This window comes from Nocardia citri (genome assembly GCF_054065835.1).
The window spans coordinates 1-25,687 of record NZ_JBSUQM010000023.1 but is presented as its reverse complement, the minus strand read 5'-3'; the positions used below and the strand labels follow the sequence as shown (position 1 = coordinate 25,687).

Annotated in this window: 26 protein-coding genes and 1 pseudogene; 14 read left to right on the top strand and 13 right to left on the bottom strand. The window is 64.5% G+C overall.

All coding sequences use genetic code 11. The features are described 5' to 3' along the window. Positions 1-67 precede the first annotated feature (67 nt). The 7 genes from ACW2Q0_RS24615 to ACW2Q0_RS24585 form a co-directional block, all read right to left on the bottom strand. Positions 68-253, bottom strand: coding sequence for a hypothetical protein (locus ACW2Q0_RS24615; RefSeq protein WP_457193273.1), 186 nt, complete (start codon positions 251-253; stop codon positions 68-70). Continuing rightward, positions 250-582, bottom strand: coding sequence for a hypothetical protein (locus ACW2Q0_RS24610; protein WP_457193272.1), 333 nt, complete (start codon positions 580-582; stop codon positions 250-252). The genes ACW2Q0_RS24615 and ACW2Q0_RS24610 overlap by 4 nt, the downstream gene beginning before the upstream one ends. Beyond that, positions 579-1,853, bottom strand: coding sequence for an FtsK/SpoIIIE domain-containing protein (locus tag ACW2Q0_RS24605; RefSeq protein WP_457193271.1), 1,275 nt, complete (start codon positions 1,851-1,853; stop codon positions 579-581). Before ACW2Q0_RS24605 ends, ACW2Q0_RS24610 begins: the two co-directional genes overlap by 4 nt. 282 nt (positions 1,854-2,135) lie before the next feature. Then, positions 2,136-2,555 (bottom strand): hypothetical protein, encoded by a 420-nt coding sequence (locus ACW2Q0_RS24600; protein ID WP_457193270.1) that lies wholly within the window; start codon positions 2,553-2,555, stop codon positions 2,136-2,138. Between the two features lie 16 nt (positions 2,556-2,571). After that, positions 2,572-3,225: a DUF2637 domain-containing protein gene (locus ACW2Q0_RS24595; RefSeq protein WP_457193269.1), complete on the bottom strand. Its 654-nt coding sequence runs from the start codon at positions 3,223-3,225 to the stop codon at positions 2,572-2,574. Position 3,226: 1 nt separating this feature from the next. Beyond that, on the bottom strand, positions 3,227-3,505 hold the full coding sequence (locus tag ACW2Q0_RS24590; protein ID WP_457193268.1) for a hypothetical protein: 279 nt from the start codon (positions 3,503-3,505) through the stop codon (positions 3,227-3,229). A 5-nt stretch (positions 3,506-3,510) separates the two neighbouring features. Further along, positions 3,511-3,951, bottom strand: a complete 441-nt coding sequence (locus tag ACW2Q0_RS24585; protein ID WP_457193267.1) for a hypothetical protein — start codon at positions 3,949-3,951, stop codon at positions 3,511-3,513. A 222-nt stretch (positions 3,952-4,173) separates the two neighbouring features. On the opposite strand from ACW2Q0_RS24585, the gene ACW2Q0_RS24580 reads away from it, so the two are divergent. Beyond that, entirely contained in the window at positions 4,174-4,860 is a 687-nt protein-coding gene (locus ACW2Q0_RS24580; protein WP_457193266.1) for a GntR family transcriptional regulator, read from the top strand. A gap of 57 nt (positions 4,861-4,917) precedes the next feature. On the opposite strand, the gene ACW2Q0_RS24575 is transcribed toward ACW2Q0_RS24580, so the two are convergent. Together ACW2Q0_RS24575 and ACW2Q0_RS24570 are read right to left on the bottom strand one after the other, a co-directional pair. Next, positions 4,918-5,745 (bottom strand): hypothetical protein, encoded by an 828-nt coding sequence (locus ACW2Q0_RS24575; RefSeq protein WP_457193265.1) that lies wholly within the window; start codon positions 5,743-5,745, stop codon positions 4,918-4,920. 823 nt (positions 5,746-6,568) lie between these two features. After that, on the bottom strand, positions 6,569-6,775 hold the full coding sequence (locus tag ACW2Q0_RS24570) for a hypothetical protein (RefSeq protein WP_457193348.1): 207 nt from the start codon (positions 6,773-6,775) through the stop codon (positions 6,569-6,571). A 69-nt stretch (positions 6,776-6,844) separates the two neighbouring features. Here ACW2Q0_RS24570 and ACW2Q0_RS24565 point away from each other — a divergent pair, with 69 nt between their 5' ends. The 7 genes from ACW2Q0_RS24565 to ACW2Q0_RS24535 all read left to right on the top strand — a co-directional run bounded on the left by ACW2Q0_RS24565 (position 6,845) and on the right by ACW2Q0_RS24535 (position 15,136). After that, positions 6,845-7,159, top strand: coding sequence for a hypothetical protein (locus ACW2Q0_RS24565; RefSeq protein WP_457193264.1), 315 nt, complete (start codon positions 6,845-6,847; stop codon positions 7,157-7,159). Between the two features lie 183 nt (positions 7,160-7,342). Beyond that, entirely contained in the window at positions 7,343-7,969 is a 627-nt protein-coding gene (locus ACW2Q0_RS24560) for a hypothetical protein (RefSeq protein WP_457193263.1), read from the top strand. A gap of 182 nt (positions 7,970-8,151) precedes the next feature. After that, complete coding sequence (locus ACW2Q0_RS24555) at positions 8,152-9,777, top strand: acyl-CoA synthetase (protein WP_457193262.1); 1,626 nt, start codon at positions 8,152-8,154, stop codon at positions 9,775-9,777. Between the two features lie 142 nt (positions 9,778-9,919). After that, positions 9,920-11,578 carry an acyl-CoA synthetase gene (locus ACW2Q0_RS24550; protein ID WP_457193261.1) on the top strand — a complete coding sequence of 553 codons (1,659 nt, stop codon included), beginning with the start codon at positions 9,920-9,922 and terminating at the stop codon, positions 11,576-11,578. A 145-nt stretch (positions 11,579-11,723) separates the two neighbouring features. Then, a complete protein-coding gene (locus ACW2Q0_RS24545; protein ID WP_457193260.1) occupies positions 11,724-12,287 on the top strand; it encodes a hypothetical protein in 564 nt (187 codons plus the stop codon). 296 nt (positions 12,288-12,583) lie between these two features. Continuing rightward, the gene (locus ACW2Q0_RS24540; protein ID WP_457193259.1) at positions 12,584-14,032 is read left to right on the top strand and encodes a PepSY-associated TM helix domain-containing protein; all 1,449 of its coding nucleotides are present in this window, start codon (positions 12,584-12,586) and stop codon (positions 14,030-14,032) included. A 384-nt stretch (positions 14,033-14,416) separates the two neighbouring features. Then, on the top strand, positions 14,417-15,136 hold the full coding sequence (locus ACW2Q0_RS24535) for a DUF6319 family protein (RefSeq protein ID WP_457193258.1): 720 nt from the start codon (positions 14,417-14,419) through the stop codon (positions 15,134-15,136). On the opposite strand, the gene ACW2Q0_RS24530 is transcribed toward ACW2Q0_RS24535, so the two are convergent. Genes ACW2Q0_RS24530 through ACW2Q0_RS24520 form a run of 3 tightly spaced genes read right to left on the bottom strand, consistent with a single transcriptional unit; the run spans position 15,133 to position 17,905 of the window. Continuing rightward, the gene (locus ACW2Q0_RS24530; RefSeq protein ID WP_457193257.1) at positions 15,133-16,701 is read right to left on the bottom strand and encodes a diguanylate cyclase domain-containing protein; all 1,569 of its coding nucleotides are present in this window, start codon (positions 16,699-16,701) and stop codon (positions 15,133-15,135) included. The two genes, ACW2Q0_RS24535 and ACW2Q0_RS24530, sit on opposite strands and share 4 nt — an antisense overlap. After that, a complete protein-coding gene (locus tag ACW2Q0_RS24525; RefSeq protein WP_457193256.1) occupies positions 16,701-17,318 on the bottom strand; it encodes a hypothetical protein in 618 nt (205 codons plus the stop codon). The genes ACW2Q0_RS24530 and ACW2Q0_RS24525 overlap by 1 nt, the downstream gene beginning before the upstream one ends. Next, the gene (locus tag ACW2Q0_RS24520; RefSeq protein ID WP_457193255.1) at positions 17,315-17,905 is read right to left on the bottom strand and encodes a pyruvoyl-dependent arginine decarboxylase; all 591 of its coding nucleotides are present in this window, start codon (positions 17,903-17,905) and stop codon (positions 17,315-17,317) included. Before ACW2Q0_RS24520 ends, ACW2Q0_RS24525 begins: the two co-directional genes overlap by 4 nt. Positions 17,906-18,078: 173 nt before the next feature. Here ACW2Q0_RS24520 and galK point away from each other — a divergent pair, with 173 nt between their 5' ends. The 5 genes and pseudogenes from galK (at position 18,079) to ACW2Q0_RS24495 (ending at position 23,222) form a co-directional block, all read left to right on the top strand. Next, complete coding sequence (gene galK, locus ACW2Q0_RS24515; protein WP_457193254.1) at positions 18,079-19,215, top strand: galactokinase; 1,137 nt, start codon at positions 18,079-18,081, stop codon at positions 19,213-19,215. 149 nt (positions 19,216-19,364) lie between these two features. Beyond that, the gene (locus ACW2Q0_RS24510; protein WP_457193342.1) at positions 19,365-21,071 is read left to right on the top strand and encodes a sodium:solute symporter family protein; all 1,707 of its coding nucleotides are present in this window, start codon (positions 19,365-19,367) and stop codon (positions 21,069-21,071) included. A 12-nt stretch (positions 21,072-21,083) separates the two neighbouring features. Then, positions 21,084-21,338 (top strand): hypothetical protein, encoded by a 255-nt coding sequence (locus ACW2Q0_RS24505; RefSeq protein ID WP_457193253.1) that lies wholly within the window; start codon positions 21,084-21,086, stop codon positions 21,336-21,338. Continuing rightward, positions 21,244-21,819: pseudogene (locus ACW2Q0_RS24500) on the top strand (AMP-binding protein); the annotation flags it as partial. The gene ACW2Q0_RS24505 and the pseudogene ACW2Q0_RS24500, both read left to right, overlap by 95 nt. A gap of 362 nt (positions 21,820-22,181) precedes the next feature. Then, positions 22,182-23,222 (top strand): DoxX family membrane protein, encoded by a 1,041-nt coding sequence (locus tag ACW2Q0_RS24495; protein ID WP_457193252.1) that lies wholly within the window; start codon positions 22,182-22,184, stop codon positions 23,220-23,222. A gap of 13 nt (positions 23,223-23,235) precedes the next feature. Here ACW2Q0_RS24495 and ACW2Q0_RS24490 read toward each other — a convergent pair whose 3' ends face one another. After that, positions 23,236-23,973: an STAS domain-containing protein gene (locus ACW2Q0_RS24490; protein ID WP_457193251.1), complete on the bottom strand. Its 738-nt coding sequence runs from the start codon at positions 23,971-23,973 to the stop codon at positions 23,236-23,238. An 817-nt stretch (positions 23,974-24,790) separates the two neighbouring features. Between ACW2Q0_RS24490 and ACW2Q0_RS24485 the strand changes: the two genes are divergently transcribed. Beyond that, positions 24,791-25,687, top strand: an 897-nt coding sequence (locus ACW2Q0_RS24485; protein WP_457193250.1) for a cbb3-type cytochrome c oxidase subunit I, incomplete at its 3' end; no start/stop codon positions are given.

Here is a 25,687-nt window from a genome sequence, read left to right as displayed (position 1 = left end):
AACTGTTGTCCACCACATCATTTCGATGGTCTCCCTTCGGCTGCGAGTTCGAACAAGGCGAGTTGGTTCAAGCCGCCCAGTCCCCACCGTCGTAGTCGTCGCTGGCCCAGGCCGGGAGTGTCCCGGTTTCGGCGAGCAGGTGAACCGCGACCGAGACGGCATCCAGGCCCCGGGCTTGCAGCTGGCATCGGCGGCGGGCATGCAGGTCGATAACGTTGTCGTCGTAGCTGTGGGTGGTGTGGTTGGTGTTCATGACAGGGCCTCGATTTCTGTTTCGGAGATGCCGCACGCGGCGCAGGTGCGGGAACGGGTGGTTTTGCCGGGCAGCCGGACGAGGGCGCGACTGGGGTCGGGGAAGGTGTGACCGTGCTCGGTGCAGCGGGCCAAGGCTTGACAGCCGTCGCAGATGACCTTGTCGCCGTCGTAGATCCAGCCGACACCGGCGGAGCGGGTGTTGAGGTAGCCGATAGCCTGGTTGACCGTGTCGAAGCAGATACCCTCAACGGTGTTCTCGGTGTAGGTGTCCCCGCACACGTCGCAGTAGATGACCACGTGCACCTCGGTGACGAACCCGGTCCTCATGCCGCACGCCCCTCGGCGAAGTCGGCCAAATCGACCGGACGAGGGACCGGCGTGTACTGGGCGACGATCCGGTCGACATCGGTGTCGGTGACCATGAACGCGCGAGCCCGCCGGAACCCTGCCGTGCCGTCTTCCTGCACGTAGCACACACCCGGTGTCGAGTGCGGGATACGGTCGCAGTAGGAGCCGCGGTTACGTGCCCCTTGTCCGTGGATCATGGCGACCTGACCGGCTTCGTCCATGCGCATACCGACCCGATACGGAAGCAACTGCCGTTGCGGCACATTCTCTTTCGACGGATCGATCACCGTCTCGATCACCGAATACAGTGGCGCCCGACCCTGCGACAACAGCAGACCATGAGCACGTTCGAAACGAGCCTGCAGCTTCGGAGTGGAGAACGCCGACAGCGTGGCCGCCTCATCGATGATCGTGACCACCAGGGGGTTCTGCGGCGTCGGAACAGGTTTGCGGACCTTGCCCCGATAGCGTTGGGTGGCTTCCTGAAGGTCGGTGACGGTCTCCTCGAGCACCCCGACCATTTCCTCTTCACCGGTGCAGGCGAACCGAGTGCACAACGGTTCCAGGTATCCCAGTTCCATGCCGCCCTTCGGGTCGATCACCCGCAGATCCACCCGCCCGGAACGGATCGCCGGACCCATCCCGTTGACCAGCGACCACAACACACTCGACTTACCCGACCCCATACCGCCCGCGACCAGGACATGACGGCCCTGAATCGGAACACTCCAGCTCACACCGTCTTCGAACACGCCAGCGGGAACAGCCTCCAAATCCACGTGATCCGGGATCTCTGTCGGCAGCGGGACCGGGTCGGCGAGGGTGTCATGCACCCGGACCTGCAGGCGGATGAATCCGGGAAACGACGACAGCGCGGTCACTTCCGGGACCCCGATGTACTGGGCCAACGCGTCGAGGGTGTCCTGATCGGTCCAGTCCGAGAGCTTGTGTCCGCCACGCATCTGCACGTCCACATCCAGCCCGTAGGCGGTGTACTCGACATCCAGGACCGTGGGGAAACCGTCATCGTTCGAGCCGAAACCCAGCTCACGCCACAACATGAACTCTTGCTGACGATCACAGAACACCAAGACCGAAGCCTTCAACGGCATCGGTGCCGCCGCCACCCAATCGGCAACCGTCTCCTGACGGGCAGCGGATTTGCGCCGTGACCAGTACGCCATCCGTGCCGCCATGCCCACACCACCAGCCATCGCGGCCAGCGGAGGCAACATAGTTGTCAAACTCATTGTTACTCAACACCTTTCAGAAAAAATGGACCGGCCCGGCGACGAATCAGCGCGGCCCGCGATCCCAGCTGTTGTTCAGCACGCAGAACTGGCCACAGGCGCTCTCATCACGCGGTGGTGCCGGGGGTTCGCAGAACATCGCGCACTTGTCCGGCGACGGGCCCGAGGGTTGGTTTTGGCAGAACATCACGCACCCGGACGGATTAGCCACAGCCACCGGAGCCGCCGACACGATCACAGCGGCGAACACCACACCCACCGGCAGCAGCAACGATGTCGACATCACGCCACCGCCGACCCGCGAGCAATACCGAACTCGGTCAAGGCCACAACCAAATCAGCCGCAAGTGCTTCGGCCTGGGTGTAATCCATGCGCACCGAGGCGTGAACGATCGTGTCGCTCCCGATCTCCATCACCACGGCAAGCTCACCGCCCGGGAATCGGTGGCAGAATGCTTCCACCTCACCGGGAAGCGACTTGGCGGGGACGGCAGGCTGTTGGTCGGTCCCGATGCTGCGGGCCTGCTCATCCACCGAATCGCGCAGATCCTCGATCAGCCACAACACCTCTCGAGGTGACAGCGCTACGCCCTTGCGACCCAACTTCAGGAAAACCACGTCTTGATCGCGGTCGTAACCGGTTTCCATCCGCACAGGCGGCGGTGGGAAGCCGAACATCTCACGCAAGAACATCAAATTCATTGCTAATCAACACCTTTCAGAACATGGTGAGCGGAGCCGCGGCAGGCAGCAACGGAGCAGCCGGGCGCGCGGGAATGGGTTGGATGGTGCGCACCGGCGCGGAAACCACCGGCGCAACCGGGACCTCCGCCACCACAGCGGGCACAGGGACTTCGACAAGCTCGGGGACTTCAACGGGCTCAGGCACGGCATCCGGAAGTTGCGGCGTTGAAGCGTCCACCGGAACCGAATCCGTTGCAGGAGAGTCCGATTCGACAAGGGTGGGTTGGCGAGTGCGCAACAGCACCGCCAGGCCGTGTGTGTCGATCAACAGAGCGGCCGGGGCGATCACCGCCAGCACGGCAGCACCGATCCCGTGACCCGACACCAGAGCGTGAGCGATGTTGCCGCCGATCGAGACCGCAGCCCCAGCGACCAGAACCCGCTCGAACCACTTGCGGTCATCGCTGTCGGCCAACGCCAACACGGCGATGGTGGCTTGAATGATGGTGCCGTCCACGATGACCGGGAAAAGCCACGCCAGTTGTTCGGGCGTGTGGGCCTTGACCGCGAGGTCACGCAGCGCCGCGAACGACAACACGAACGCGGCAACGCCGATGACCACGACAACGAGAACGGCGGACCAGCGAGCCCACGCCATCCCCTTGGACTGCTGATCCGCCGTGTCCATCTCAGGCCGCCTCAGCCTGGACCGCAGCCCGTTCAGCGGCAGCCCGTTCAGCCGCAGCGTGCTCGGCGGCATCATGGGCCATCAACAGCCCCGGCAACTCCTCGGCGAGCTGACGAACGTGCTCGATCTCGAGGAACACCGTCGACCCGCCGGAGCGTTCGTTGTCCAGCGAGATCCACACCGAAGCCGGAATCTTGCCGCCGTACTCACTGTCACGAGATGGGTGGTACTGCACCTTCATCGAGGCGCAGAGGCCGACCTGCATGCTCATGTGCGACATGGCGATCACGCAGCCTTCGAGGCGGCGGACTGGTTGACCTTCGCACCGGAGTTGTCGCCGACGATGCCGGTCGCGCGGATGTTCCAGCCGATCGACTTGAACTCACCGTTACCGACAACTCGCGGCTTGAGCATCAAGCCCTCCAGCTCGATCGGGCGCAGGCCGGGCGAGATCTCCGGAGTCGACGGAACCGGCTGGTGATCGGAGACGAACACGACATCGAAGCTGGCCTGAGCCGCTTTCCCGCCCGTGGGGTCCATGATCGTGGCCTTCCACAGACGCTTACCGGTGCCGTTACCGTCACGATCGAAATCGAGCTGATGACGCTTCGGCGCGCTGCGATCCTGATTGAACTCGGTAACCGCCTCGATATTGCCGAGCAGGAACACCCCCATCGGGAACGCGGTACGGAAATCGGTGGAAAGCCACATGTCCTTGAGTGCCATTGAAATCAACTCCCTTGTGCTGGTTGAGGTTTGGAATCGCGCCGTCTGTCTCATCCGCGCTGACTTCAGTGTATACGCAGTTGCGTATACACACAAGACCTATGTATACACAGATGCGCTGGCTGTTTGCTCCGCGAAGACGCATATGGCGTGAACAGTACGTATACGTAGTTGCGTATACTGAATTTGGAGATCGCAAGCCCGACCGAGAGGATCTACGTCATGTCCGAACCGGCATATGTATCCATCGCTGGCGAATTCGCCCGTGAAATCCGCAGCGGCGCACTCAGGCCTGGCACGCAGCTACCCAGCTACGCCGAACTGGCCGCACGGCACGGCGTCTCGGACATCGTCATCAGGTCGGCAATTGACCTACTCGGTAGCCAGGGGCTTGTGCGGTCCGTTCCCCGGCGTGGAACGTTCGTCGCTGATCGCCCGAACCTCGTCCGTGTGTCGCCCGAACGTCAGCTTGAGGACCCGGAGGACACGTATGCGCGGGAATCGGATCAGGCAATCGCCATCGACCGGCACAAGCAGGAGATCAGCGCAAGCGATAGCGTCGCCGCGGCTATGGGGCTGAAGGCCGGGACTCGCGTCACCCATGAGATTGTCCGGGCCAGCGAAGACGGTCGGCCCATCTCGATCTCGGACAGCTACCAGCCGATCGGGGTCGAGGGAACTGCCGCTGCGACGTTCCTCGAGGAAACCGTCTCGGACTCGCTGCCGACCTCGCTCCACGCCGAATGGCTGGGCGTCACGGCAGGCACGCTGGTGAAGTCGGTGCAGCAACGATTTATCGGACCCGAGGACCAGGTACTGATGCTGTCCTATGTGTCCTATCCACGCGACCGATACGAGGCTTTCGTGTTCCGTATGGCGCTGACGCCCGAGGCGCCAGACGAAGGTTGACCCGCAAACGCAGAAGCCCGGCCCTGTCTCGTGACAGGCCGGGCTTCGTCGTTTCTGCTATTTCCGCGTCCAGCCTTGGGCGACATCCCGATTTCGTGGCCACGAGATGTGCTCTGTGTCCTGTGCGGCGAGCTGCCATCGGTCAGCGAGCATCGCAAAGAACGCATCGTCGCCGGTCTTGCCGCCGACTTCCTCGCCGATGAACACCAGCCGGTCACCCCCTGCCCTTTCGAACTCATCCAGTGCTTCCGAGGCCATCGACGAACCCCAGCCTGGCGGCCAGCACAGGAACAGCACCGCTCGCGATTTGTCGACGCCTGCGTAAGTGGCCAGGTCTTGGACCGGATACCACACATCGTGCTGCCCGCGCCCGCTCGGAAAGGATGGATTCGGTGCCGAATTCGGCGGCTCCGAGTCGTACGCGTCCACCGTCATACCCGCAGCAGCAAGCTGAGCCGCCCAGTACCCCCGCCCGGCCCCCAACTCGACGAGCGGACGACCGTCGGCGAACTCGCGAACCCATTCGATGGTCTCCGGCGACGGGACCGCGTAGGCATAGACACCTTGCAGCACCGTCTCGGCATACGCTACCCGAGCACTTCCCGATTCTCCGCCGACGACTCGACGCCCGGACTCATCGCGTGAGACCGCAGGCTCGACTATCTCCCAATAGGGGTTTCTGGCGGCTGGTGCACCACCGGTCAGAAAGTGGACAACACGGAGATCAAATGACGCGTCCCGTTCAGGATCGCCAGAACCCGGCAGCTGCATCATCGTGTCGAGATAGTCCGCAACGTGCGGGTACTCGGCGTCCAACTTCGCATCATCGTTCAGGAGCGCTACCAGTTCTGCACGCCGCTCTACCGTCAGCACCAGGCTCGTCATGGCTCAATTGTCCACTCTCGCAGCTCGTTCGCGAGTGGTTGCTGAATTTCGCTATATAGAGTCAAGGCGCCTGCGGCGGCGCATGCGCGCCGCCGCCGCGCGACGGCGTTCCTCGTCGCAGGCTCCTCGGACACCGGCGCGTCGGCGACACCCATGCGCTACCAGCAGACCGCCCGAACTCCTGAATGCTCAGACAGCACCGGCCCCGAGCTGCTGACGTTGGCCACGATGACGCCCGACAGCAAATTGCTGAACGGATCACCGAGCCCGAATCGGCCGGCACTCTGCCCGATCGACAGCCACCAGCCGCGGCGACTCTCAAACGGTGCTGCCGCACGAGCTTCGCTCGCTTGCCTCATAAGACCAGCCTGCCGAACCCGCGTAGGTGGTCACCAAACCGTCACCAGTCAGCCGAATCCGCCGCCACTCTGCCCAATCACCAAGCCGCTCACCAGGAGCGAATGAATTGCTGAACGAATCCGGCGGTGGGATACGCGCCTCGAGCACCGAACGCGCAAGTTGCAGGGCCGTAGATTCCGACGAGTGCGGGGTATCGCGACCGGTGGCCGCGTGATTCTGCTCGCGGGTCGTAGTCCCTGCCTCCTCATGGCCCAATTGTCTGACCTCACTCGGCCGAGTCAAGGGAAAAAGCGCCCTTGACACGACCTCCCTCAGCTCAGGATGGCCAGTATGAGGAAGCAGGGGAAGGGAAGTCACCAGGCCGTTCACAGGCCGTTGGACGCCGAAAACTACCCAGAAATACCGAGAACCCCTGAGATGCATAGCAGCAGCTCAGAGCCAGTTTTTGGGCCATTCCTCCAAGTCAGTCAAAACCCGCCGGAAGATTCTCGACATCTTCGAAGGCACCCAGCAGATCCAGCAGCTCATCGTCGCCCGCCGCATCCTCGGCAAAACCAGCGCCGAGCTGAAATAGCAAGTCGCACAACGGAAAACCGGTGCCGGTCCATTCTATGGCCGACACCGGTTTTTCGTTCGCTGGGTCACCGCGCATCACGATCTGTCCGGTCAACCGGCTGTGGTCCCGGTCGACGAAGCCGGATTCGATTCAGCTGCAGAGCCGATGGCAGGATCTCTGCACATGGCTCGCTCAACAACGATCACGATCAGCGGCAATCCGGTTCAGATCAGCGATGATCAGGTATTTCTTGCCACCCGCGACCAGACGCCAGAGAATCCGCAGACCTATGCAGTCCTTGTCAATAATGTTCTATGGCCGCCGATTCAACTCATCGGATTGGCCACCAGAGTGGCGGGGAATTCGGGGGAGACCAGGAACTACAACTCGCACACCGCGCTGAAGGCACTGAACGAGCTGGGCTTCCCCACGTTCGAGCGCGTGGAATACGACGCCCGGGGGACCGTAGTGGTACGCGAAAGCCGTAAGCGCGGCTAGCCCGCACCCGGCGCCTTCCCAAGGTGGCATCAGGTGCGATAGGTCGATGGACCTGTTCGATCATCACTCCGGCTGTGCGATACCCGCCGAGAGCCGTGCAGTAGCGGACGGTATCTTGCCTGCTGAGAATCAGCGCACGAATTCCATGGAGCAGTACCAAGGACCCCAAACAGGAGACTGGTTATGCACAGGCTGGGTTTGATACGTCGCTTCACCGCCGCGGTCGCGGCCACCACCGCATTCGTTCTCGTCTTCGCGGGGCATGCCACGGCCGAGCCGACCACATTCGACTGGAATACTGCCACGCAGCAATTGCGTAAGGCCGCCAGCGGCAATCCCGCCGCCGAACAGGCGATGGACCGACTGCTGGCATCCGGGCAGGTCGCCACCCAGGTGGCAGTGCCCGCGCAGCCGTTCCAGATCCCGGCGCAATCCGATATCGGGCGCGGAGACGGTCCGGGCGTCTACGGGTCCGGCATCGCGCTCGGCTACGACGGGTTCCGATTCGGATTCTTCGGCGGACCGGGCACGATCGCACCGGATCAGACCGGGGCCAGGCTCCAGGTCCTGTGGATCAATCTGTCCAACGGCCGCAGCGGCACCGAAGTGCTCTCCGAGCACAACGATGCCGCGGTCGACACCACTATTCGCACCCGCCCGCTCGATACCGGTGCCGGTGTCATCGTCGGCGCGGTCTACGGCAGCCTGTTGCACCGCTGGCCAGTCCCGGTCAGCGACGCCAACCCGGACGGCTACCAGTACAAACTGGGGACCATCTCGGTCCCGTCCTTCGGATCCATCTACAACTGACCGTCCAGCACGCGAGCCCGGCACGGATTCCCGCGCCGGGCTTTTGTGGTTCGGGTCCCGCTCGCCCGGCATCGGATGTGATGTGATGTTAGTCATAGCGCTGATACGGTTGGTGAAACAGAACCGTGGTTCAGATCGCTTGGGCGAGTGCCGACGCGAGTTGGCGGTAGAGGTGGTCGACGATGAAGTTGGCGCATGCGCTGGAGGTTGTGAAGGCATTCGGGGTGCTGCGGGCACGCCGGGTCAGCGATCCCAAGAAGCCGCTGGAAACGTTGCGGACAGCGAAGGAGTCACGGGTTTACGGGCCGCAGGCGGCCTTGATCCGGCATTCGGCCCGAGTTGCGCCCGATGCCCCCGGACTAGTCGACGAGCGCGGCGAACTGACCTACCGGCAACTCGACGAGCAGTCGACCGCGATCGCGCGGGGGCTGCGCCAGGCGAATCTGGCGGAGGGGTCCGTGGTCGGTGTGCTGGCCCGCGACCATCGGGGCCTCATCCTGGCCATGGCCGCGGCCGGCAAGCTCGGCGTGCGGGTCGCGCTGATGAATACCGGCTTCGCCAAACCTCAGTTCGCCGAAGTGTGTGAGCGCGAGAAAGTCCAGGCCGTCCTGCACGACAGTGAATTCCTGGGCCTGCTCGACGCACTGCCGCCAAGTCTGCCGCGCCACCTCACCTGGGTCGATGAGGGCACCGAATTGCCCGATGGCGCACAGACTTTCGACGATCTCATCGCCGCCAACTCGACCGCGAATCTGCCCGCGCCGTCCAAGCCGGGCGGGTTCGTCATCCTCACCAGCGGCACCACCGGCTTGCCGAAGGGCGCACCGCGCAGCAAGGTGACCCCGCTGGCCATCGCGCAGATGGTGGACCGAATTCCGTTCCCGGTCAGGGGAACTCAGGTCATCGTGTCGCCGATCTTCCACAGCACCGGCCTCGGCACGTACCTGGTCGCATCCGCGATGAGCAACAAGGTGGTGGTGCGCCGCCGCTTCGACGCCGAGGCCACGCTGCAGATGGTGGCCGATCACAAGGCCGAAATGCTGATCGCGGTGCCGACCATGCTGCACCGGATGACCGAACTGGCACCGGAAATCCGCGCCGAATACGACATCACCTCGCTGAAATGCATTCTGCTCGCGGGTTCGGCGCTGTCGCCGGAACTGTGTGTCAAGGCCACGCAAATCTTCGGCCCGGTGCTGTACAACCTGTACGGTTCAACCGAATGCGCCGTCGCTACTGTCGCGAATCCGGACGATCTCGCCGTGGCACCCGGCACCGCCGGCCGAGCGCCGATCACCTGCGAGGTCCGGCTCTACGACGATAACGACAAGCAGGTCAGCGCCATCAACACCACCGCGCGTATTTTCGTCCGCAGCGGTGCGCCGTTCGAGGGCTACACCGACGGCAGGCATAAGCAGATCATCGACGGCCATATGTCCATTGGCGATATCGGCCACTTCGACGAGCACGGCCTGCTGATGGTGGACGGCCGCGACGACGACATGATCGTCTCCGGTGGCGAGAACGTCTTCCCGCAGGAGGTCGAGAACCTGCTGTTGCAGCGGCCGGATGTATTCGACGCGGCCGTGGTCGGAGTCGACGACGTGGAATTCGGTAAGCGCCTGCGCGCCTTCGTGGTCCCCGAGTCGGGCCACTGCCCCGACGGCGAGGAGATCAAGGCCTACGTCAAGGAGAATTTGGCCCGCTACAAAGTGCCGCGCGAAGTCGTATTTCTCGATGATCTGCCCCGCAATCCCACCGGAAAACTGCTGCGCCGGGTACTCGTGGAGTACGAGGTCACGGCATAGCCCAGGCAGCCGTCGGGACGACTGAGATACATAAAACAGCGAGTCACCGACGCTTGCTATTGTTAACGGCAGCACTTGATCTCGAAATTGTGGTCCGATCCGCCCTCGGTCCCGGTAGGTGGATCGCGGAAGGCGTTGTCGAATGTTTCTATCCAAACTTGCGTTGAATGACTCCGTCCGGAAAGCGGGCGATTTCGCCAAGGGCGTGAATGTCATGATCAAGCGGCAATTGTTCAATCCGCTCCGACCCGATCACGCGGCACGGTCGATGTTCAATGTGCTCAAATTCGGACCGTTCGCCGGTGTCGTCATGCACGCGGCGCAGACCAGACCGGATGCGGCGGCCATTGTCGACGAGCGCGGTGAAGTCAGCTTCGGCCAACTCGACGAGCAGTCCAGCGCCCTGGCCCGTGGGCTCGAAGCGCAGGGTCTCGGGCCCGGTGATGTCGTCGCGCTGCTGGCGCGCGACCATCGCGGCATGGTGCTGAGCCTGCTCGCGACCGGCAAGCTCGGCGTCCGCACGGTGCTGATGAATACCGGCTTCGCGAAACCGCAGTTCGCCGATGTGGCCGCGCGCGAGAACGTCAAGGTCGTACTGCACGACAGCGAATTCCTCGGCCTGATGAGCGCGATCCCGGCCGAGATCCCCCGGGTGCTCACCTGGGTGGATGAAAAGGACCATGCCGATGCGGCGGTGCCGACCATCGAATCGCTGTGCGAGGGCCGCTCGACCGCGCCGCTGCCCGCCCCCGCCGAGCCCGGCGGCATGGTCATCCTGACCAGCGGCACCACCGGCACCCCGAAAGGTGCGCCGCGCGACCGGGTCAGTCCGTTCGCCTCGGCCCAGTTCGTCGACCGGGTGCCGCTGCCGAATAACGGGACCATGATCATGGCCGCGCCGATCTTCCACGGCACCGGACTTTCCCAGTTCACCCTGGGGCTTGCCCTCGGCAACCGGGTGATCTTTCAGCAGCGTCGATTCGATCCGGAGCAGACGCTCGCCAATATCCAGCGCTACCAGGCGGATTCGCTGATCGTGGTGCCGACCATGCTGCAGCGCATTCTCGATCTCGGCGACGAGGTGCTGGCCAAGTATGACCCGCGCACCATCAAGGTGATCTTCGCGGCGGGTTCGGCCATCGCACCCGATGTGGTCACTCGCGCCCTCGACTACTTCGGCGACAGCCTCTACAACCTGTACGGCTCCACCGAATGCGCCGTCATGACCGTCGCGACCCCGGAGGATCTGCGCAAGGCCCCGACCACCGCGGGCAAGGCGCCGGTCGGCATCCGGATCGTGCTGCTGGACGAGAACCGCAAACCGATCACCGAGCCGAATATCACCGGCACCATCTTCGTGGACAACGGTTTCGCCTTCACCGGCTACACCGACGGCCGCACCAAGGAGATCGTGGATGGCATGATGTCCAGCGGTGACGTCGGCCATTTCGACACCGAGGGCCTGCTCTACATCGACGGCCGCGACGACGACATGATCGTCTCCGGCGGCGAGAACGTCTTCCCGCTCGAGGTGGAGAACCTGATCGCCGGCCGCGACGATATCTTCGAGGCCGCGGTGGTCGGCGTGGACGATCGCGAATTCGGCAAGCGGTTGCGCGCCTTCGTCGTTCCCGGTCCGGAATCCAAGCGCGACGCACGGGAGATCAAGGATTACGTCAAGGCGAATCTGGCGCGATACAAAGTGCCGCGCGAAGTGATCTTCCTCGATGAGCTGCCGCGCAATGCGACCGGCAAGTTGCTGCGCAAGCCGTTGATCGAGATGGAAGTCGACGCGGGCTGATTTCCGGCTGAGCCGCACACCTACTGAAATTCGGCAGGTGTTCGGCTTTCGCATTTCTTCCAGCTGGAGACTAGACGCATCCCACGAATTCCGGCTGCCGATCGGGGCGGGAATCGGCGGGTAATTCGTCGGCTATCATCGGCGCGTGAGTATCGAGTCCGGCCCGGCCGCTGCGGGGCAACGCAGCGCCGTCGCGCAGGTGCGCGGCGCATGCGCCGGCTCGATCTCCGGTGCCATATCCGTTGCGGCACACGGCTGGGCGTCCGGCGGGATGGCGCTGAACAGCACCACGATCGCGCTCCTCGCCGCCGCTTGCGCCGTGGTCGGCGCACTGGTCACCGGGCTCGCACCGCTGCGCGAAAGCTCGGTCGGGCTGATTTCGGCGCTCGTCGCGGGTCAACTGCTCGGACACGTCACCGTTGGCTGGGGTTCTGGGCATATGCGTCACGGCGATGCCCAGCTCACGCCCGGTATGGTCGCCGCGCACCTCGTCGCGGCGGTGCTCGCGGCGGTGGTCATCCGGGGTGCGGAGGCCACGTATCGGATCGGTTGTGCGGTGCTGTCGCGGGTCCTGCCGATGCGGTATCACCCACCCGCGATACCCGGGCCGGTGCCGCTGCGCCTGACGCATCGAGATCGTGTCGTGCTGCGCGTTTTCACGGCGCAATCGCTGCGCACGCGTGGGCCGCCGCCGGCGTTCGGTCACTGATATTTCCTTACCCGGTGCACGGGCTCGGCTCGTGCGTCGTCGTTGTCGCGCAACACCTTTGCCAGGGCGAGATTTCACATAGCCAGGTGAGATCGACTCCCTGGTTCGGCTCAGTATTGCCGAGCGCGAACCTGTCGAGTTGTGGCGTGGCGCTCTGCCTCGCCCGGCGAACGCCGGGATCCGCCATCCGTCAGGAATTTCGTCACTTCGGCGGTATCCGGCGGATTCCGACGACTCGCCGATCAGCGACGGCCGACGATCTTCCGGGCTCTTCCGAACTCCAGAAACGAATAATCATGAGCATTACGGACACCAGTCCGCCAGACACCGAATCATCGGCTCCGGCACAGGAAACACGGTCACGCAATGGCCTGTATCCCCTCGCGATGCGGTCGCATTTCTATGCGGGCATCTTCGTCGCACCGTTCATCCTGATCGCCGCGGTCACGGGTGCGCTCTACGCCATCTCCCCGACCCTGGAAGCGATTACCTCGCGCGACCTGTTGCAGGTCGAGGCGAACGGCGAAATGCGACCACTGTCCGAACAGGTCACCGCGGCCGTCGCCACCCAGCCGAATCTGCGGCTGGTCGCGGTGGCGCCGGCACCCGAAGCCGACGACACCACCCGTGTACTGTTCGACGACCCGTCGCTCGGCGAGTCCGAACGGCGTGCGGTCTTCGTGAATCCGTATACCGCGCAGCCGGTCGGCAGCGAGGTGGTCTACGGCAGTTCGGGTGCGCTCCCGATGCGCACTTGGATCGATCGGCTGCATCGCGATCTGCACCTGGGCGAACCGGGTCGCGTCTACAGCGAACTCGCCGCCTCGTGGCTGTGGGTCGTGGCACTGGCCGGTCTGGTGCTGTGGATCCGTCGGGTGCGCGGGCGTCGCAACCGCAACTCCGCCGCCTGGCTGCTGGCACCCGACGGTTCCCAAAAGGGCCGTGGTCGTTCGATGAATTGGCATGGGGCCGTCGGCGTTTGGATCATGCCGGTGATCCTGCTGCTGTCCGCGACCGGGCTGACCTGGTCGACCTATGCGGGCGAGAACATCACCGAACTGCGCGAGCAGCTCAGTTGGACCACACCCGCGGTGAGCACCGCACTACCCGGTGCGACCACGCAGCAGCACGCGGGCGGCGAGCACCACGGTGGCGCCGACCATGCGCCCGCGCCGGTCGATATCCCGACCCGGATCGCGCAACTCGACGGTGTTTATGCGGCGGCCCGCGCCAATGGCATCACTCAGGGCTCCGAGATCGCCATTCCGACTGAGCCCGGTGTCGCCTTCGCGGTGAAGGAACGGCGCATGCCCGGCACCTACACCATCGATGCGGTGGCGGTCGACGGCGCGACCGGCACGGTTACCGACAAGCTCGCCTACGCCGATTGGCCGATCATGGCCAAGCTCACCAACTGGGGCATCCAATTCCACATGGGCCTGATGTTCGGGCTGCTCAACCAGTTCCTGCTGCTGGTGGCGATGATCGGGCTGATCGTCGTGCTCGGACTCGGCTATTCGATGTGGTGGAAGCGGCGGCCGACCCGCAGTGGGTCACGGTTCGCCATCGGACGCGCACCACGTCGCGGTGCATTACGCCGCAGTTCGCCGTGGCTGGCGGTGCCCATTGCGGCGGCCGCGCTGGTTGTGGGCTGGTTCGCGCCCCTGGTCGGGCTGAGCCTGCTCGCGTTTCTCGTCGTCGACATTATCGTCGGTCTCGTGACACGCAAGGGCACCGCGGCCTAGTTGCCAACTGAAATCGCCGGGGCGTGAGGGGCTCCGGCGGTTACCAGCCCGTCACCCCAACTGCCAGTATGCAACCCCCTACCCCACAACAAATACAAGCGGCCCGCCCACTCCCGGCCGGGGCGCTCGACACATGCGGCGAGAGTGCATTGGTGGAGAGTCGACACATAGCGCCACCGATACATTCTCGGCTGGTGGGTTTGCGAGGGCTACGAGTGTTGTTGCCGCATATTCGCTGAGGTTTGGGACCTTGTCCGATAGTGGGTGGATTCGATGGTGGCCTGTGAATTTGTCGGTGGTGTGCGGCATCATCTGTGCACGCAGCCATCCACGAATACCGCTCGGAGTGCCACCATGTCGTCCCCACGAACAAAACCACAGCCGTTGTCGGACACTGAGATTCAGCGGATCGCCACCGACATCGCCGGCGGCCGCCCGCCGATGGTGTGGTTCACCGCGGCCGCGGTGGGCGTGCCGGAGGGACGGTCCGGCAAAGTGGTCGAGATCGGTGATCGATCCGAGAGCGACTTCCTGCGGGTCAAGCCGACCGGATCGAAGGATGTACTGTCCTTTTCTCCGACCGAAGTGACGTTGACCAAGCCGCCGCGGGATAAGGCGGCAAGCACAAGCCCTGCCCAGCCGAAGTCGACAACCAGGAAGGAAGCCACTGTGATCCAGCCGTCGACCCTGACGAGCCCTACACCTCCGGCCCCGAGCACCACCCCGGCCGCCGCGACCGCGAAACCGGCTGCCCCCGCTGCGGAACCGGCCAAACCCGCCACGCCCGCCGGTACCGCGAAGCCCGCGGCGAAGGCGACCGCCGCGCGGAGCAAGGCGAAGGCGCCGGAGGTCACGGTCACGCTCACCGGCACCGCAGACGGCGAATGGTCGGTCGACGTGGTCAGCGGCAAGAAGAAGTCCGTGCGCGGTCTGCCGGTGGCCAGTTCCGCGGTGGCGCAGGCGGCCAAGGTGCTGCATCCGGAGGTGGCCGAGGTGGTCGCCGGAATCCTGGAAGCAGCCCGGGTGGTCCAGGAGTCCAAGGTGCAGCAGTTACAGGCCGAACTAGAGGAAGCGCGGCGACTGCTCGACGAGCTCTCGGACTAGACCGCGGTGCTGGCGGATTGGCCGCTGGCGTTATGGGACCGCCCGCTCGGGCGCCAGATCCGGCGTCCCGGGTCGGCGGTGCTGTGCCGCGGCTGGGCACCATGGCGCAGATCGTCGTGGAAGGCGTAGCCGAGCGAGTACTCCTTCGCGTGGTACATCGCCGAATCCGCGTCCCGGATGAGGTCGTAGATGGTGTCGTCGGAGCTGCACGGCCTGCCGCAGGCCAGGCCGACGCTCGCGGTGATCGGAATTTCGCCCGCGCTCAGCTCGAACGGCCGAACGAAGGCGCCGAGTAGTCGCTCCGCGAGCATGGCGGCCTCCTGTCGGTCGAGCGGGGCGAGCACCACGAATTCGTCGCCGCCGTAGCGGGCCACCACATCGTCGCGCCGGATGATGTGCCGGATCCGGGATGCCGCATTGGCGATCAGCTCGTCGCCGACCGCGTGGCCGTAGCTGTCATTGACCATCTTGAAGCCGTCGAGATCGATGAACAGCAGACACAGCGGCTGCTCGATCCAGTGCTGGCTATTGCGATTCAGCGCGCGCAGCAGCGCGGAACGGTTCAGCAAGCCGGTGAGCATATCGTGATCGGCCTGATACTGCGCGCGCCGTTCACTGCGCGCACTGCGGACGATCGCGCGTTCGCTGCGCACCAGCACTCCGACGAGCAGCAGCGCGCACAGGGACGACACCACCACCCGATCGAGAGTGTCCAGCCGGGATCCGACCACCGGAATCAGCGAGGCCATGATCAACGCGACGGCAATGAAACTGGCCCGCTGCCGTGAGTGGTGCGGGTGGATGCGCCGGGGCGCACCGAGACTCGCCATGGTCGGATGCAGCGCCGCGACGCCGACGATCGGATAGGCAGCCAGCAGCGGCACCAGCAGCAGTTCGTGCGCGACGGGTACGCGGCCGACAGCGTCGAGGCTGTAGCCGAGATCGCCGATCAGCACGAAGATCAGCCCGAGGTGTAGCAGGCGCAGCGAGATCTCCGAGCGGCTCGCGGTTGCCATCGAATGCGCGACCAAGGTCAGCAGCAGTGCATCGAGTACCGGATAGGTCGCGGCCACCAGCGTATTCGCGGTGGTGTCGTGCGACTGCAGGATCGGTGAGATGAGAAAGGTCCAGGAGGCGAGCAACGCGCCGAGTCCGATGAGCGCCGAGTCGAGCAGCAGATCGTAGTTGGGCCGGACCTGGCGTGGACGTAACCACAGCGCCGCGGCTACCCCCGTGCCCAAATAGCCTGCGAGCGTGAACAGGTCGTCGATCGGGTGCAGCGCGTCGTCGATCTCGCGGGCGGCCGTACCCACGGCGAACAGTACCGCCGAGGCCGACAGCAGATACCAGGGCAACGGCCGCACCGGAGTGTATCGCCGCAGGCCGATACAGATCATGGTGAGCGCGCCGAGTACCACGGCGGCCATGGTCAGCAGCGACAACGGCCGGACATCAATGCCGAGCAGTACCGCGAGACCCATTGCGGTAAGTGCGAAAAATACTGTGCGCCACGGCATTTCGAGGCGGCGTCGAATGATGGTCGACTGCTCTGCACTGGCGGTCATCAGCCCCCCTTGGTCGCTCCATCCTCAGTGAACCGCGCCGCGTAGTAGGTCTGCGAATCCTCCACCGCGACTTCGACTTTCGCCTCCTGCTCGTCGAGCACCGCTCGAATGCTGTCGGCGAAGGAAAACCGAGTGTTGTTGTACGAGCAGATGTCCCAGCCGACCGCCGCGCGCTCGGCCACCAATACCTGGACAACAGATTTGATCATGGCATGGAATGCCGCCCCCTGTCGCGCACTTGGCGCAACAAGGGTGAAACCCGCGTAGTAGATCGCACCGCGTGCCGCATGTTCGGGATAGCGGGCGACGAAATACTCCGGACTGATCCACGGGACGGTCTCGAGATGTTTGGTCAGCGTCGTCACGCCGATGGGTTCGCCGGTCGCGGTGCGCGCGACATGTTTGGCAACCCTCGGGTCGATCATCTCCTCGTGGAATTCGGATCGGTGCAGGACCTGTCTGGCAATGGCCTTGGTGCGCAAGGGGCCGAAGGCCTCCTCGTACAGGAAGTAGAACATGTCGATCCGGTCGTCTGGAATGGTCGATTCGATGGTGACCGTGAGTTCGGGCGGCCCACCCGTCGCCCGCCCCATCGAAACGCTGCGCGATGCGGTCATGGTCGTCCCCACGGTGTCGTGTGGTATGCCGCGAGCACCAGCGCGCAGGTCGGCGTGCCATCGGAGCGGGCCTCGGTAGTGCACAAGTGGATCGGGCCGAATCGCTCCGGCCGGTTGCGGGTCATATCGGTCAGGCTGGTGCGGATCAGCTCCGCGACCTGCGCGGCGGTCTCGGCCTCGTGCTCGACGAAAAGTCCGGCGCCGGAACCGTCGTCGCGCAGCACCCAGCCGATGCCCGCGCCCGCGCGCTCACCCACCGCATTCGCATGCTGTGCGGCGTAGACACAGTAGAGCCGATCGCCCCAGGGAATCGGTTTGCGGACGCGGCCGCTGCGGGCCAAGGCGGCACGCGGTGGGATGACCGATGACAGGCGGATCAAGTTGGCATCACCTACTCCCAGGTCACGCAGTGCCGCATCGAAGGCCGACATACTCGTCGGGCCAACCCCCGTCGCCGCGCCGATCTCGATCGTCAGTGGAGCTCCGGAGTCACGCTGATCGCCGCGGTCCGGCCTGCCCATGGGCGGGAGTAGTCGATCGATCCACTGCAGCCCGAGTAAGCCGCCGCGTGGGGTTGTCAGAACCATAATGCCCTCCCGAAACCACCGGCCGGGTTATTTAGGCCGGTATTGCGTCAAATTCGACTGTGCGTCAAGACGATCGATCACGCATCCGCGTGGGCCGAAAGACATGCTCCGGCGGCGTGTCTCGTAGGGTGTGGTACCCACGGTTGCTGGGATGACATGCGTGGGCACAGCCAATGCGACGAAGTGAGGAATTCGTGCCGAAGTGGGTGGCTCCGGGGCGGGTCAACATCATCGGTGAACACACCGATTACAACGACGGTTTCGTACTGCCCATCGCATTGCCGCTGGTAGTCGAGTGTCAGGCCGAGGTGCGGACCGACGGCCGGGTGCGGGTGCTCTCACGGCAGCGGCCGGGTGAGACGGTGCTGGTCGCGGTGAGCGAGCTTGCTGCCGAACGGGATCGGGTGCCCGGTTGGTCGCGCTATCCGCTGGGCGCGGTGTCCGAATTCGCCCGGCGCGGATATGCGCGCGACGGCGTCGACCTGGCGTTGGATGGTGCGGTGCCGATCGGTGCCGGATTGTCGTCCTCGGCGGCGTTGTCTTGTGCGGTGGCGGTCGCGCTGCGAGATCTGTTCGCGCCCATCGTCACCGATCGGGAGTTGATCGACCTGGCCCGCGCCGCCGAGAACGACTACGCCGGGGTGCCGACCGGACTGCTCGATCAGTCCGCATCGATCCTGTGCACGGCCGGACATGCGTTGTTCCTGGATGTGCGACGGTTGGTCGCACGCGACGGTGTCGCGCACGAACAGATTCCGTTCGATCTCGATCGGTTCGGGCTGGAATTGTTGGTGATCGATACCGGACAGCCACACACGCTGATCGATGGCGATTACGCGCGGCGGCGCGCCCAATGCGAGGCGGCCGCCGCCGCACTCGAGGTGCCCGCGCTGCGCGATATCGAATCGGTGGCCGCCGTGGACCGCATCGGCGATGCTGTACTACGGCGGCGCGCCCGGCATGTGGTGACCGAGAATGCGCGCGTACTTTCGGTTGCCGAAAAGTTGCGATGCGGCACGGATCCGCGTGCGATCGGACCGATCCTGACCGCGGCACACGAATCGCTGCGCGATGATTTCGAGGTTTCGACACCGGCACTGGACGCCGCGGTATCCACCGCGCTCGAGGCCGGGGCATATGGCGCCCGCATGGTCGGCGGCGGCTTCGGCGGCAGCGCGATCGCGCTGATCGATCGGGACGACACCGCGGCAGTCACCGACGCGGTGCGAAACCGGTTCGCGCGATCGGGTTTCGCGGCACCGCGCACATTCGTCGTCGTACCCGGTGCGGGTGCGCACCGCATCGTTTGACCAACTGTCCAATATTTGTGCGTGATTGTGCCACGCGGGTACTGCACGATCACGCACAGTAGAACCCGAGAGTTAGCCCTACGCCTGGTTTCATCGCCCGGAGGGACGGCGCTGTGCCGCTTGCCGATTCGACCGTTTTCCCCTCGGCGCTGGATGCCGTCTCGGTACAAGCCGAGACAACACTGCGCCTGGACGCGCAGCCCGTCGACTACGCGCTGGTAGCGCTGTACTTCATCTTCGTACTCGGCATCGGTCTGCTGGCCCGGCGGCGGGTCTCGTCGAGTATCGACTTCTTCCTGTCCGGACGATCGCTGCCCGCCTGGGTGACCGGCCTCGCCTTCATCTCCGCCAATCTGGGTGCGGTCGAGATCATGGGCATGTCGGCCAATGGCGCCGAATACGGCTTCCCGACCTTCCATTACTTCTGGATCGGCGCGGTGCCTGCCATGTTGTTCCTCGGCGTGGTGATGATGCCGTTCTACTACGGCTCCAAGGTGCGCAGTGTGCCGGAATTCATGCGGCGGCGCTTCGGCACCGGCGCACATCTGGTGAACGCGTTGAGCTTCGCGATCGCGCAGGTGCTCATTGCGGGGGTGAATCTGTATCTGCTCGGTTCGATTCTGAATGTGCTGCTCGGCTGGCCGCTGTGGGTGTCGGTGCTCGCCGCCGCAGTGATCGTGCTGTCCTACATCACCCTCGGCGGATTATCCGCGGCGATCTACAACGAGGTGCTGCAGTTCTTCGTGATCGTCGCCGCGCTGTTGCCGCTGACTCTGGTCGGCCTGCACAAGGCCGGTGGCTGGAATGGTTTGCGGGACAAGGTGACCGCTGCGCCCGGCGGTGGCGCGCAGTTGGAGTCCTGGCCGGGCAATGCGCTCAGTGGGTTTTCCGACAACTTCCTGTCGGTGATCGGCATCATCTTCGGGCTCGGATTCGTACTCTCGTTCGGTTACTGGACCACCAACTTCGTCGAGGTGCAGCGCGCACTCGCGACGCATTCCATTTCCGCCGCGCGGCGCACGCCGATCATCGGCGCGTATCCGAAGATGTTCATTCCGCTGATCGTGGTGATTCCCGGCATGATCAGCGCGGTGCTGGTGCCGCAGATGAGCGAGTACAAGACCGCGGAGACGGCCGGTTCGCACTACTCGGGTGATGTCACCTATAACCAGGCGCTGCTGTATCTGATGAAGGATGTGCTGCCGAACGGGCTGCTCGGTGTCGGGCTCGCCGGGTTGCTGGCGGCGTTCATGGCGGGTATGGCGGCTAATATCTCCGCCTTCAATACGGTATTCAGCTATGACCTGTGGCAGCAGTATGTGCGCCAGGATCGGCCGGACGGGTATTACCTGAAGGTCGGTCGGCTCGCGACGGTCGGCGCGACCGTCGCGGCGATCGGAACCGCGTTCATCGCAGGCAATTTCAGCAATATGATGGATTATCTGCAGACACTGTTCAGCTTCTTCAACGCACCGCTGTTCGCGACCTTCATTCTCGGCATGTTCTGGAAGCGGATGACGCCGACCGCGGGGTGGATGGGACTGGTCCTCGGAACCGCGTCGGCCATTGTGGTTTTCATCCTGCACAAGACCGGAGTCTTCGAACTGTCCGGTCAAGGGTCGAGTTTTGTCGCGGCCGCAGTGGCGTTCGTGGTGGATATCGTGATCAGCGTCGCGGTCACCCAGGTGACGCAGTCGAAACCGGATGCCGAGCTCGTCGGACTGGTGTATTCGGAGACGCCGAAGCAACTGCGGCACGATCCAGACGAGGCGAGCCTGCCGTGGTACCAGCGGCCGGTGCTGCTCGCCGGAATCGCGCTGGTCCTGGTCATCGCGCTGAATTTCATCGTCGGATAAGGAGGCCAGACGATGCTTTTCGATATCCGCACCATTGTCGGCGCACTGCTGGGCAGTTACGCCGTAATTCTGGTCGTGACCGGGCTGGTGCACGACACCGGTGCCGAGGAAGTCAAGACCGGCGGGGTGAATGTGAATCTCTGGGCCGGTCTCGGGATGGGGGCGGTGGCGCTTGCCTTCCTGGTCTGGGTGTTGTTGCGGCCGGTCCCGGTGCCGACCGAGGTGCACGACCAGGCACCCGACGAGGACTCGCCCACCCAGCCCTGACCGCCGTGTTCCCGCACAGCGGCTGATCGAACGGGAGCGGATCACCAGTTGGGGTGCGACGCCGACCATGGCGAGTCGCCTGCTGGAAGTGGATCTGGCCGAGTACGACCTGACCTCGCTGGCCGGCTTCTCGCTGAACTCGGCACCGTCCTCGGCCGCATTGCAGCAGCGACTGCGCGAACAACTTCCGGTCGCCAAGACCGCATTGGTCACCAGTTGCGGCATGACTGAATGCAGTACCGCGGCGACCATCGCCACACCGGCCGAACTCGCCACCACCCCGGACACCGTCGGTCGCCCGGTCATCGGGGTCGAACTGCAGATCCGCGACGGGCTGGGCGCGCCCGTCGGCGAGGGTGTCGAGGGTGAGATCTGCATGCGCGGTCCCTATGTCATGCTCGGTTACTGGGCCGACGAGGCCGCGACGGCCGCCGCCATCACGCCCGACCGCTGGTTACGCACCGGCGATATCGGTGTCCTCCCAGCACCATATCCGATCCGATCTATGCCGACTTCGATATCTCCCACCCCGGGCCCGCGGTTGCGCCGATCTGCACCATCCGGGGCGAGCAGAACCGCGTCCTGTCGGCCCGCGCCGGCGCCCGACTCGACGAGACACTGCATCCGCGCACTCGAATTCAGCTCACGGAATGCGGTCACCTGCTTATGGTGGAGATCCCAAGACCGTAACGAACATCATCACCACCTTTCTGTCCAGTCCGGAGGTACGGCCGTTCGGCGCGACAGAACACCCGGTCAAACCCTGATTACGGGTGTTGATCTTGTTGTTTGACGTCGCCGAACGCGGTTACCCGAACCTCAGCCATCGAGGAAAGGGACGTCATGTTGCTACGCCGATTTGCCCGACCACTGCTGGCGACCACGTTCGTCGCCGATGGGGTCGACGCACTGGTCCACCCCGAGCCGCGCGCCCAAGCGGCATCGGCTCTGGTCCAGCAGGGTCAGCAATCGCTGCCCGACAAAATCGCCGCGAAATTGCCATCGGATCCGGGGACATTCGTGCGGATCAATGCGATCACCCAGGTCTCGGCCGGTGTGCTGCTCGCCCTCGGTAAGTTTCCGCGCCTGGCCTCGCTCACCTTGGCCGCGACAGTGATTCCTGCGACGGTCAGCGAGCAGGACTTCTGGGCGGAGAAGGATCCAGAACGTAAGGCGGCCAAGCGCACCGCCTTCCTCAAAGATGTGAGTCTGCTCGGCGGTCTGATAATCGCCAGCGCGGATACCGAGGGCAGGCCCTCGCTCGGCTGGCGTGGTCGACGTGCCGCGAGCAATGCCACGGCGGCGGTTTCGGCCGCATTGCCATTCACCGCAACGGATTCGACCGGCGAGGCATTGCGCCGCCATGCGCACGATGCCGCCGTGCGGGCCCGCGAACTCGGCGATGTCGCGGCGGCCCAGGTCGCGGTCGCCCAGGAGCGGGGCTCCGATATCGCGGAGACGGTCCGGGAGCACGGTCCGGAATGGGCCGAGCTGGCCAGGGAGCGCGGTGCGAAGTGGGCCGAGAAGGCCGCGGAACTCGCCGAAATCGCCAAGGAACGCGGGCCAGGAATCGCATCGACGGCACGCGAACGCGGCACACACCTCGCCGAAATCGCCCAGCACCGCGGCATCGAACTCGCCGAGCTCGCGAAGGAACGCGGACCAGAACTCGCATCGACCGCACGCGAACGCGGCGCCGAACTCTCGAAGAAGGCACACAAGCGCGGCGCGCGCTTGGCCGAGAAGACGGAGCGGCGCGCCAAGAAGGCCCAGCCACGGGTCGACAAGGCGCTGCGTCGTCTCGATGAAGCTCAGGAGCGGGTGACTCTCGCGCAGGCACGGATCGCGCGGGCCCGCGCCCGATTGGAGGCGCGGCGCCGCTGATTTCGCGTGGACCCTACACCGGGGCAGCACATCCCGGTGTATGGTCCGCGAGTGCGGCGGCCAGGGATCCGACGCGGCGGAAGTTCGTGGCAAGTCCGGTGACCTCGATGGCCCGATCGACGCAGCGCACCGTGGTGATCAAAACCATTCTGCGGTCAGCCTTTTCGGCCGCCGCCTGGGCCTCGACCAGGGTCGCCAGTCCGGCGGCGGCGAAGAAGGTGACCGGCGACAGATCGACGATCGTGATCGAGCCTCGAGAACCGAAGGCACGCAACAGCTTGTCCCGTAGTCGCGGCGCGGTGCACAGATCGACCTCGCCCGCGACGACCACCAGCGTCACATCGCCACGCGGATGGCTGACCGCGAACTGGATGATTCGAGCTTCGGGCACGGTCGAAATATCGACGCGCTCACCGTGTTCCGGTTCGTTGCGGTCAGCGGGTCTACCTGCCGGACAAGCGAAATGGGTCGACATGCGCTCTCCTGCGGTCCGGTTGGACCTGTCTCCCAAGTCAAGCAGGGTCGGCTGGGTCTGTACAGGGATGATGCGCGGCACACGGTAACAGATGCGAAAAATTTCCGGGAACCAAGGCGTGACGCCGGACAACCAAGCCTTCATGCCTATGAAACGCGCCGCTGTGCCGGCGTTGGCCGTGAGCACTCTCGCCGTCACCGGATGTTCGACCACGGTCTGCGAATCCGCGTCCACCAGACCCGCCGTGACCGAGGGCGTCACGAAATACCCAGTCACCGCAGAGAGCTTCGGTAAGAGCTACACCGTCACCGAGGCGCCGAATCGGGTCGTGGTGATGAACGGCGGTTCATCGACGAATTTCGTCGCTGGTCACTCTCGGTGTCGGACCGCATCACCAATACCCAGTCCCACGGGCCGGTCATGACGCGCGAGTCGCTGCGGGATGTCTTCGGTGTCAATGATTCTGCGGAGCGATACGACGACGGTTCATCCGATTGCATTACGCCGCAATTTCTTTGACCGACCGGTAGCCGGTGTATCGGGATTCGCACTCAGGCCGGTCAGCCATGATCGTTCCCGCGCTCATTGTCTGTGCGGGCCGATCGATCCGCACAGATCACGTGCCGCCTGATCAGGCTGCCGGGCCGTGAGGGCTGCACCACGCTCATGCCTGCGTCGAAATGACGGCGGCGTGACCGAAGACGCCGCGACAATCCGCTCTCGGCTCGACGCCGGAGTGGCCGGGTCAGCTGTTGGCGCGGCACTTACCGCCGAAACGGCGTTGCATCAACGACCAGCGGGACGGCCACGCCGGCTTCGGTACGATTGTCTCTGGCCGAGGCGGGAACAGCCCTGGTGTACCCTGCGGCATCGCCCATCCGATGAAGCTCTTCCTTGCACTCCAGCGTGCCCGATCGGCGTATTTCCACGCTGCGGCACGCGTGACGGACGCACATCCCACCGTGGTCGCAGGTCCAGTCATACCGTGGCAGCGGAACCGACGGCGGCCTTGGGGCAAAGCACGCATGTCGGCGATCGGAAAGGCGCATAATCCGGACAAGGCTGCTCGGCGATCGGAAGGTGGCGACGGCCCGTGAGTACCACAGAACTCGAAGTTGTGCGGCCCTATCCGCAGCGGGTCGGGCCGAAGGGCTCCTATTTCTGGAAAATGATCACGACCACCGATCCGAAGGTGCTCGGGGTCATGTATCTGACCACCGCGATGACCTTCTTCTTCATCGGTGGTCTCATCGCGCTGCTGATGCGAGGTGAACTGGCCCGGCCCGGTATGCAGTTCCTGTCGACCGAGCAGTTCAACCAGCTGTTCACCATGCACGGCACGATCATGCTGCTGTTCTATGCGACGCCCATCCTGTTCGGCTTCGCCAACTGCGTGCTGCCGCTGCAGATCGGGGCGCCGGACGTGGCCTTCCCCCGGCTCAACGCCCTCAGTTACTGGCTGTACCTGTTCGGCGCGACCATCGCGACGGCGGGCTTCGTCACCCCCGGCGGCGCCGCCGACTTCGGCTGGACCGGCTATACCCCGCTGAGCACCATCGGGCATGCGCCCGGCGCGGGCGCGGACCTGTGGATCCTGGGTTTGGCGGTTTCCGGTGTCGGCACCATTCTCGGCGGGGTCAATATGATCACCACGGTGATCTGCCTGCGCTGTCCGGGCATGACGATGTTCCGGATGCCGATCTTCACCTGGAATATCCTGGTCACCAGCATCCTGATCCTGCTCGCGTTCCCGATTCTGACCGCGGCGCTGATGGCACTGGCCTACGACCGCCACCTCGGTGCCCATATCTACGATCCGGGCACCGGTGGCGTTGTGTTATGGCAGCATCTGTTCTGGTTCTTCGGACATCCCGAGGTGTATATCGTCGCGCTGCCGTTCTTCGGCATCGTCACCGAGGTTTTCCCGGTATTCAGCCGCAAGCCGCTATTCGGCTACACCACACTGGTTTATGCGACGTTGGCCATCGGC

Bases quoted from the DNA above. Each gene is read 5' to 3' on its own strand.
- ACW2Q0_RS24550 (WP_457193261.1), top strand. From the start codon at position 9,920: ATGTTTCTATCCAAACTTGCGTTGAATGACTCCGTCCGGAAAGCGGGC.
- ACW2Q0_RS24605 (WP_457193271.1), bottom strand. From the start codon at position 1,853: ATGAGTTTGACAACTATGTTGCCTCCGCTGGCCGCGATGGCTGGTGGT.
- ACW2Q0_RS24585 (WP_457193267.1), bottom strand. From the start codon at position 3,951: ATGGCACTCAAGGACATGTGGCTTTCCACCGATTTCCGTACCGCGTTC.
- ACW2Q0_RS24520 (WP_457193255.1), bottom strand. From the start codon at position 17,905: ATGGTTCTGACAACCCCACGCGGCGGCTTACTCGGGCTGCAGTGGATC.
- ACW2Q0_RS24580 (WP_457193266.1), top strand. From the start codon at position 4,174: ATGTCCGAACCGGCATATGTATCCATCGCTGGCGAATTCGCCCGTGAA.
- ACW2Q0_RS24530 (WP_457193257.1), bottom strand. From the start codon at position 16,701: ATGACCGCCAGTGCAGAGCAGTCGACCATCATTCGACGCCGCCTCGAA.
- ACW2Q0_RS24525 (WP_457193256.1), bottom strand. From the start codon at position 17,318: ATGACCGCATCGCGCAGCGTTTCGATGGGGCGGGCGACGGGTGGGCCG.
- ACW2Q0_RS24505 (WP_457193253.1), top strand. From the start codon at position 21,084: ATGCTTTTCGATATCCGCACCATTGTCGGCGCACTGCTGGGCAGTTAC.
- ACW2Q0_RS24600 (WP_457193270.1), bottom strand. From the start codon at position 2,555: ATGAATTTGATGTTCTTGCGTGAGATGTTCGGCTTCCCACCGCCGCCT.
- ACW2Q0_RS24615 (WP_457193273.1), bottom strand. From the start codon at position 253: ATGAACACCAACCACACCACCCACAGCTACGACGACAACGTTATCGAC.
- ACW2Q0_RS24555 (WP_457193262.1), top strand. From the start codon at position 8,152: ATGAAGTTGGCGCATGCGCTGGAGGTTGTGAAGGCATTCGGGGTGCTG.
- ACW2Q0_RS24610 (WP_457193272.1), bottom strand. From the start codon at position 582: ATGAGGACCGGGTTCGTCACCGAGGTGCACGTGGTCATCTACTGCGAC.
- ACW2Q0_RS24495 (WP_457193252.1), top strand. From the start codon at position 22,182: ATGTTGCTACGCCGATTTGCCCGACCACTGCTGGCGACCACGTTCGTC.
- ACW2Q0_RS24540 (WP_457193259.1), top strand. From the start codon at position 12,584: ATGAGCATTACGGACACCAGTCCGCCAGACACCGAATCATCGGCTCCG.
- ACW2Q0_RS24590 (WP_457193268.1), bottom strand. From the start codon at position 3,505: ATGTCGCACATGAGCATGCAGGTCGGCCTCTGCGCCTCGATGAAGGTG.
- galK (WP_457193254.1), top strand. From the start codon at position 18,079: ATGCGACGAAGTGAGGAATTCGTGCCGAAGTGGGTGGCTCCGGGGCGG.
- ACW2Q0_RS24565 (WP_457193264.1), top strand. From the start codon at position 6,845: ATGGCTCGCTCAACAACGATCACGATCAGCGGCAATCCGGTTCAGATC.
- ACW2Q0_RS24595 (WP_457193269.1), bottom strand. From the start codon at position 3,225: ATGGACACGGCGGATCAGCAGTCCAAGGGGATGGCGTGGGCTCGCTGG.
- ACW2Q0_RS24560 (WP_457193263.1), top strand. From the start codon at position 7,343: ATGCACAGGCTGGGTTTGATACGTCGCTTCACCGCCGCGGTCGCGGCC.
- ACW2Q0_RS24575 (WP_457193265.1), bottom strand. From the start codon at position 5,745: ATGACGAGCCTGGTGCTGACGGTAGAGCGGCGTGCAGAACTGGTAGCG.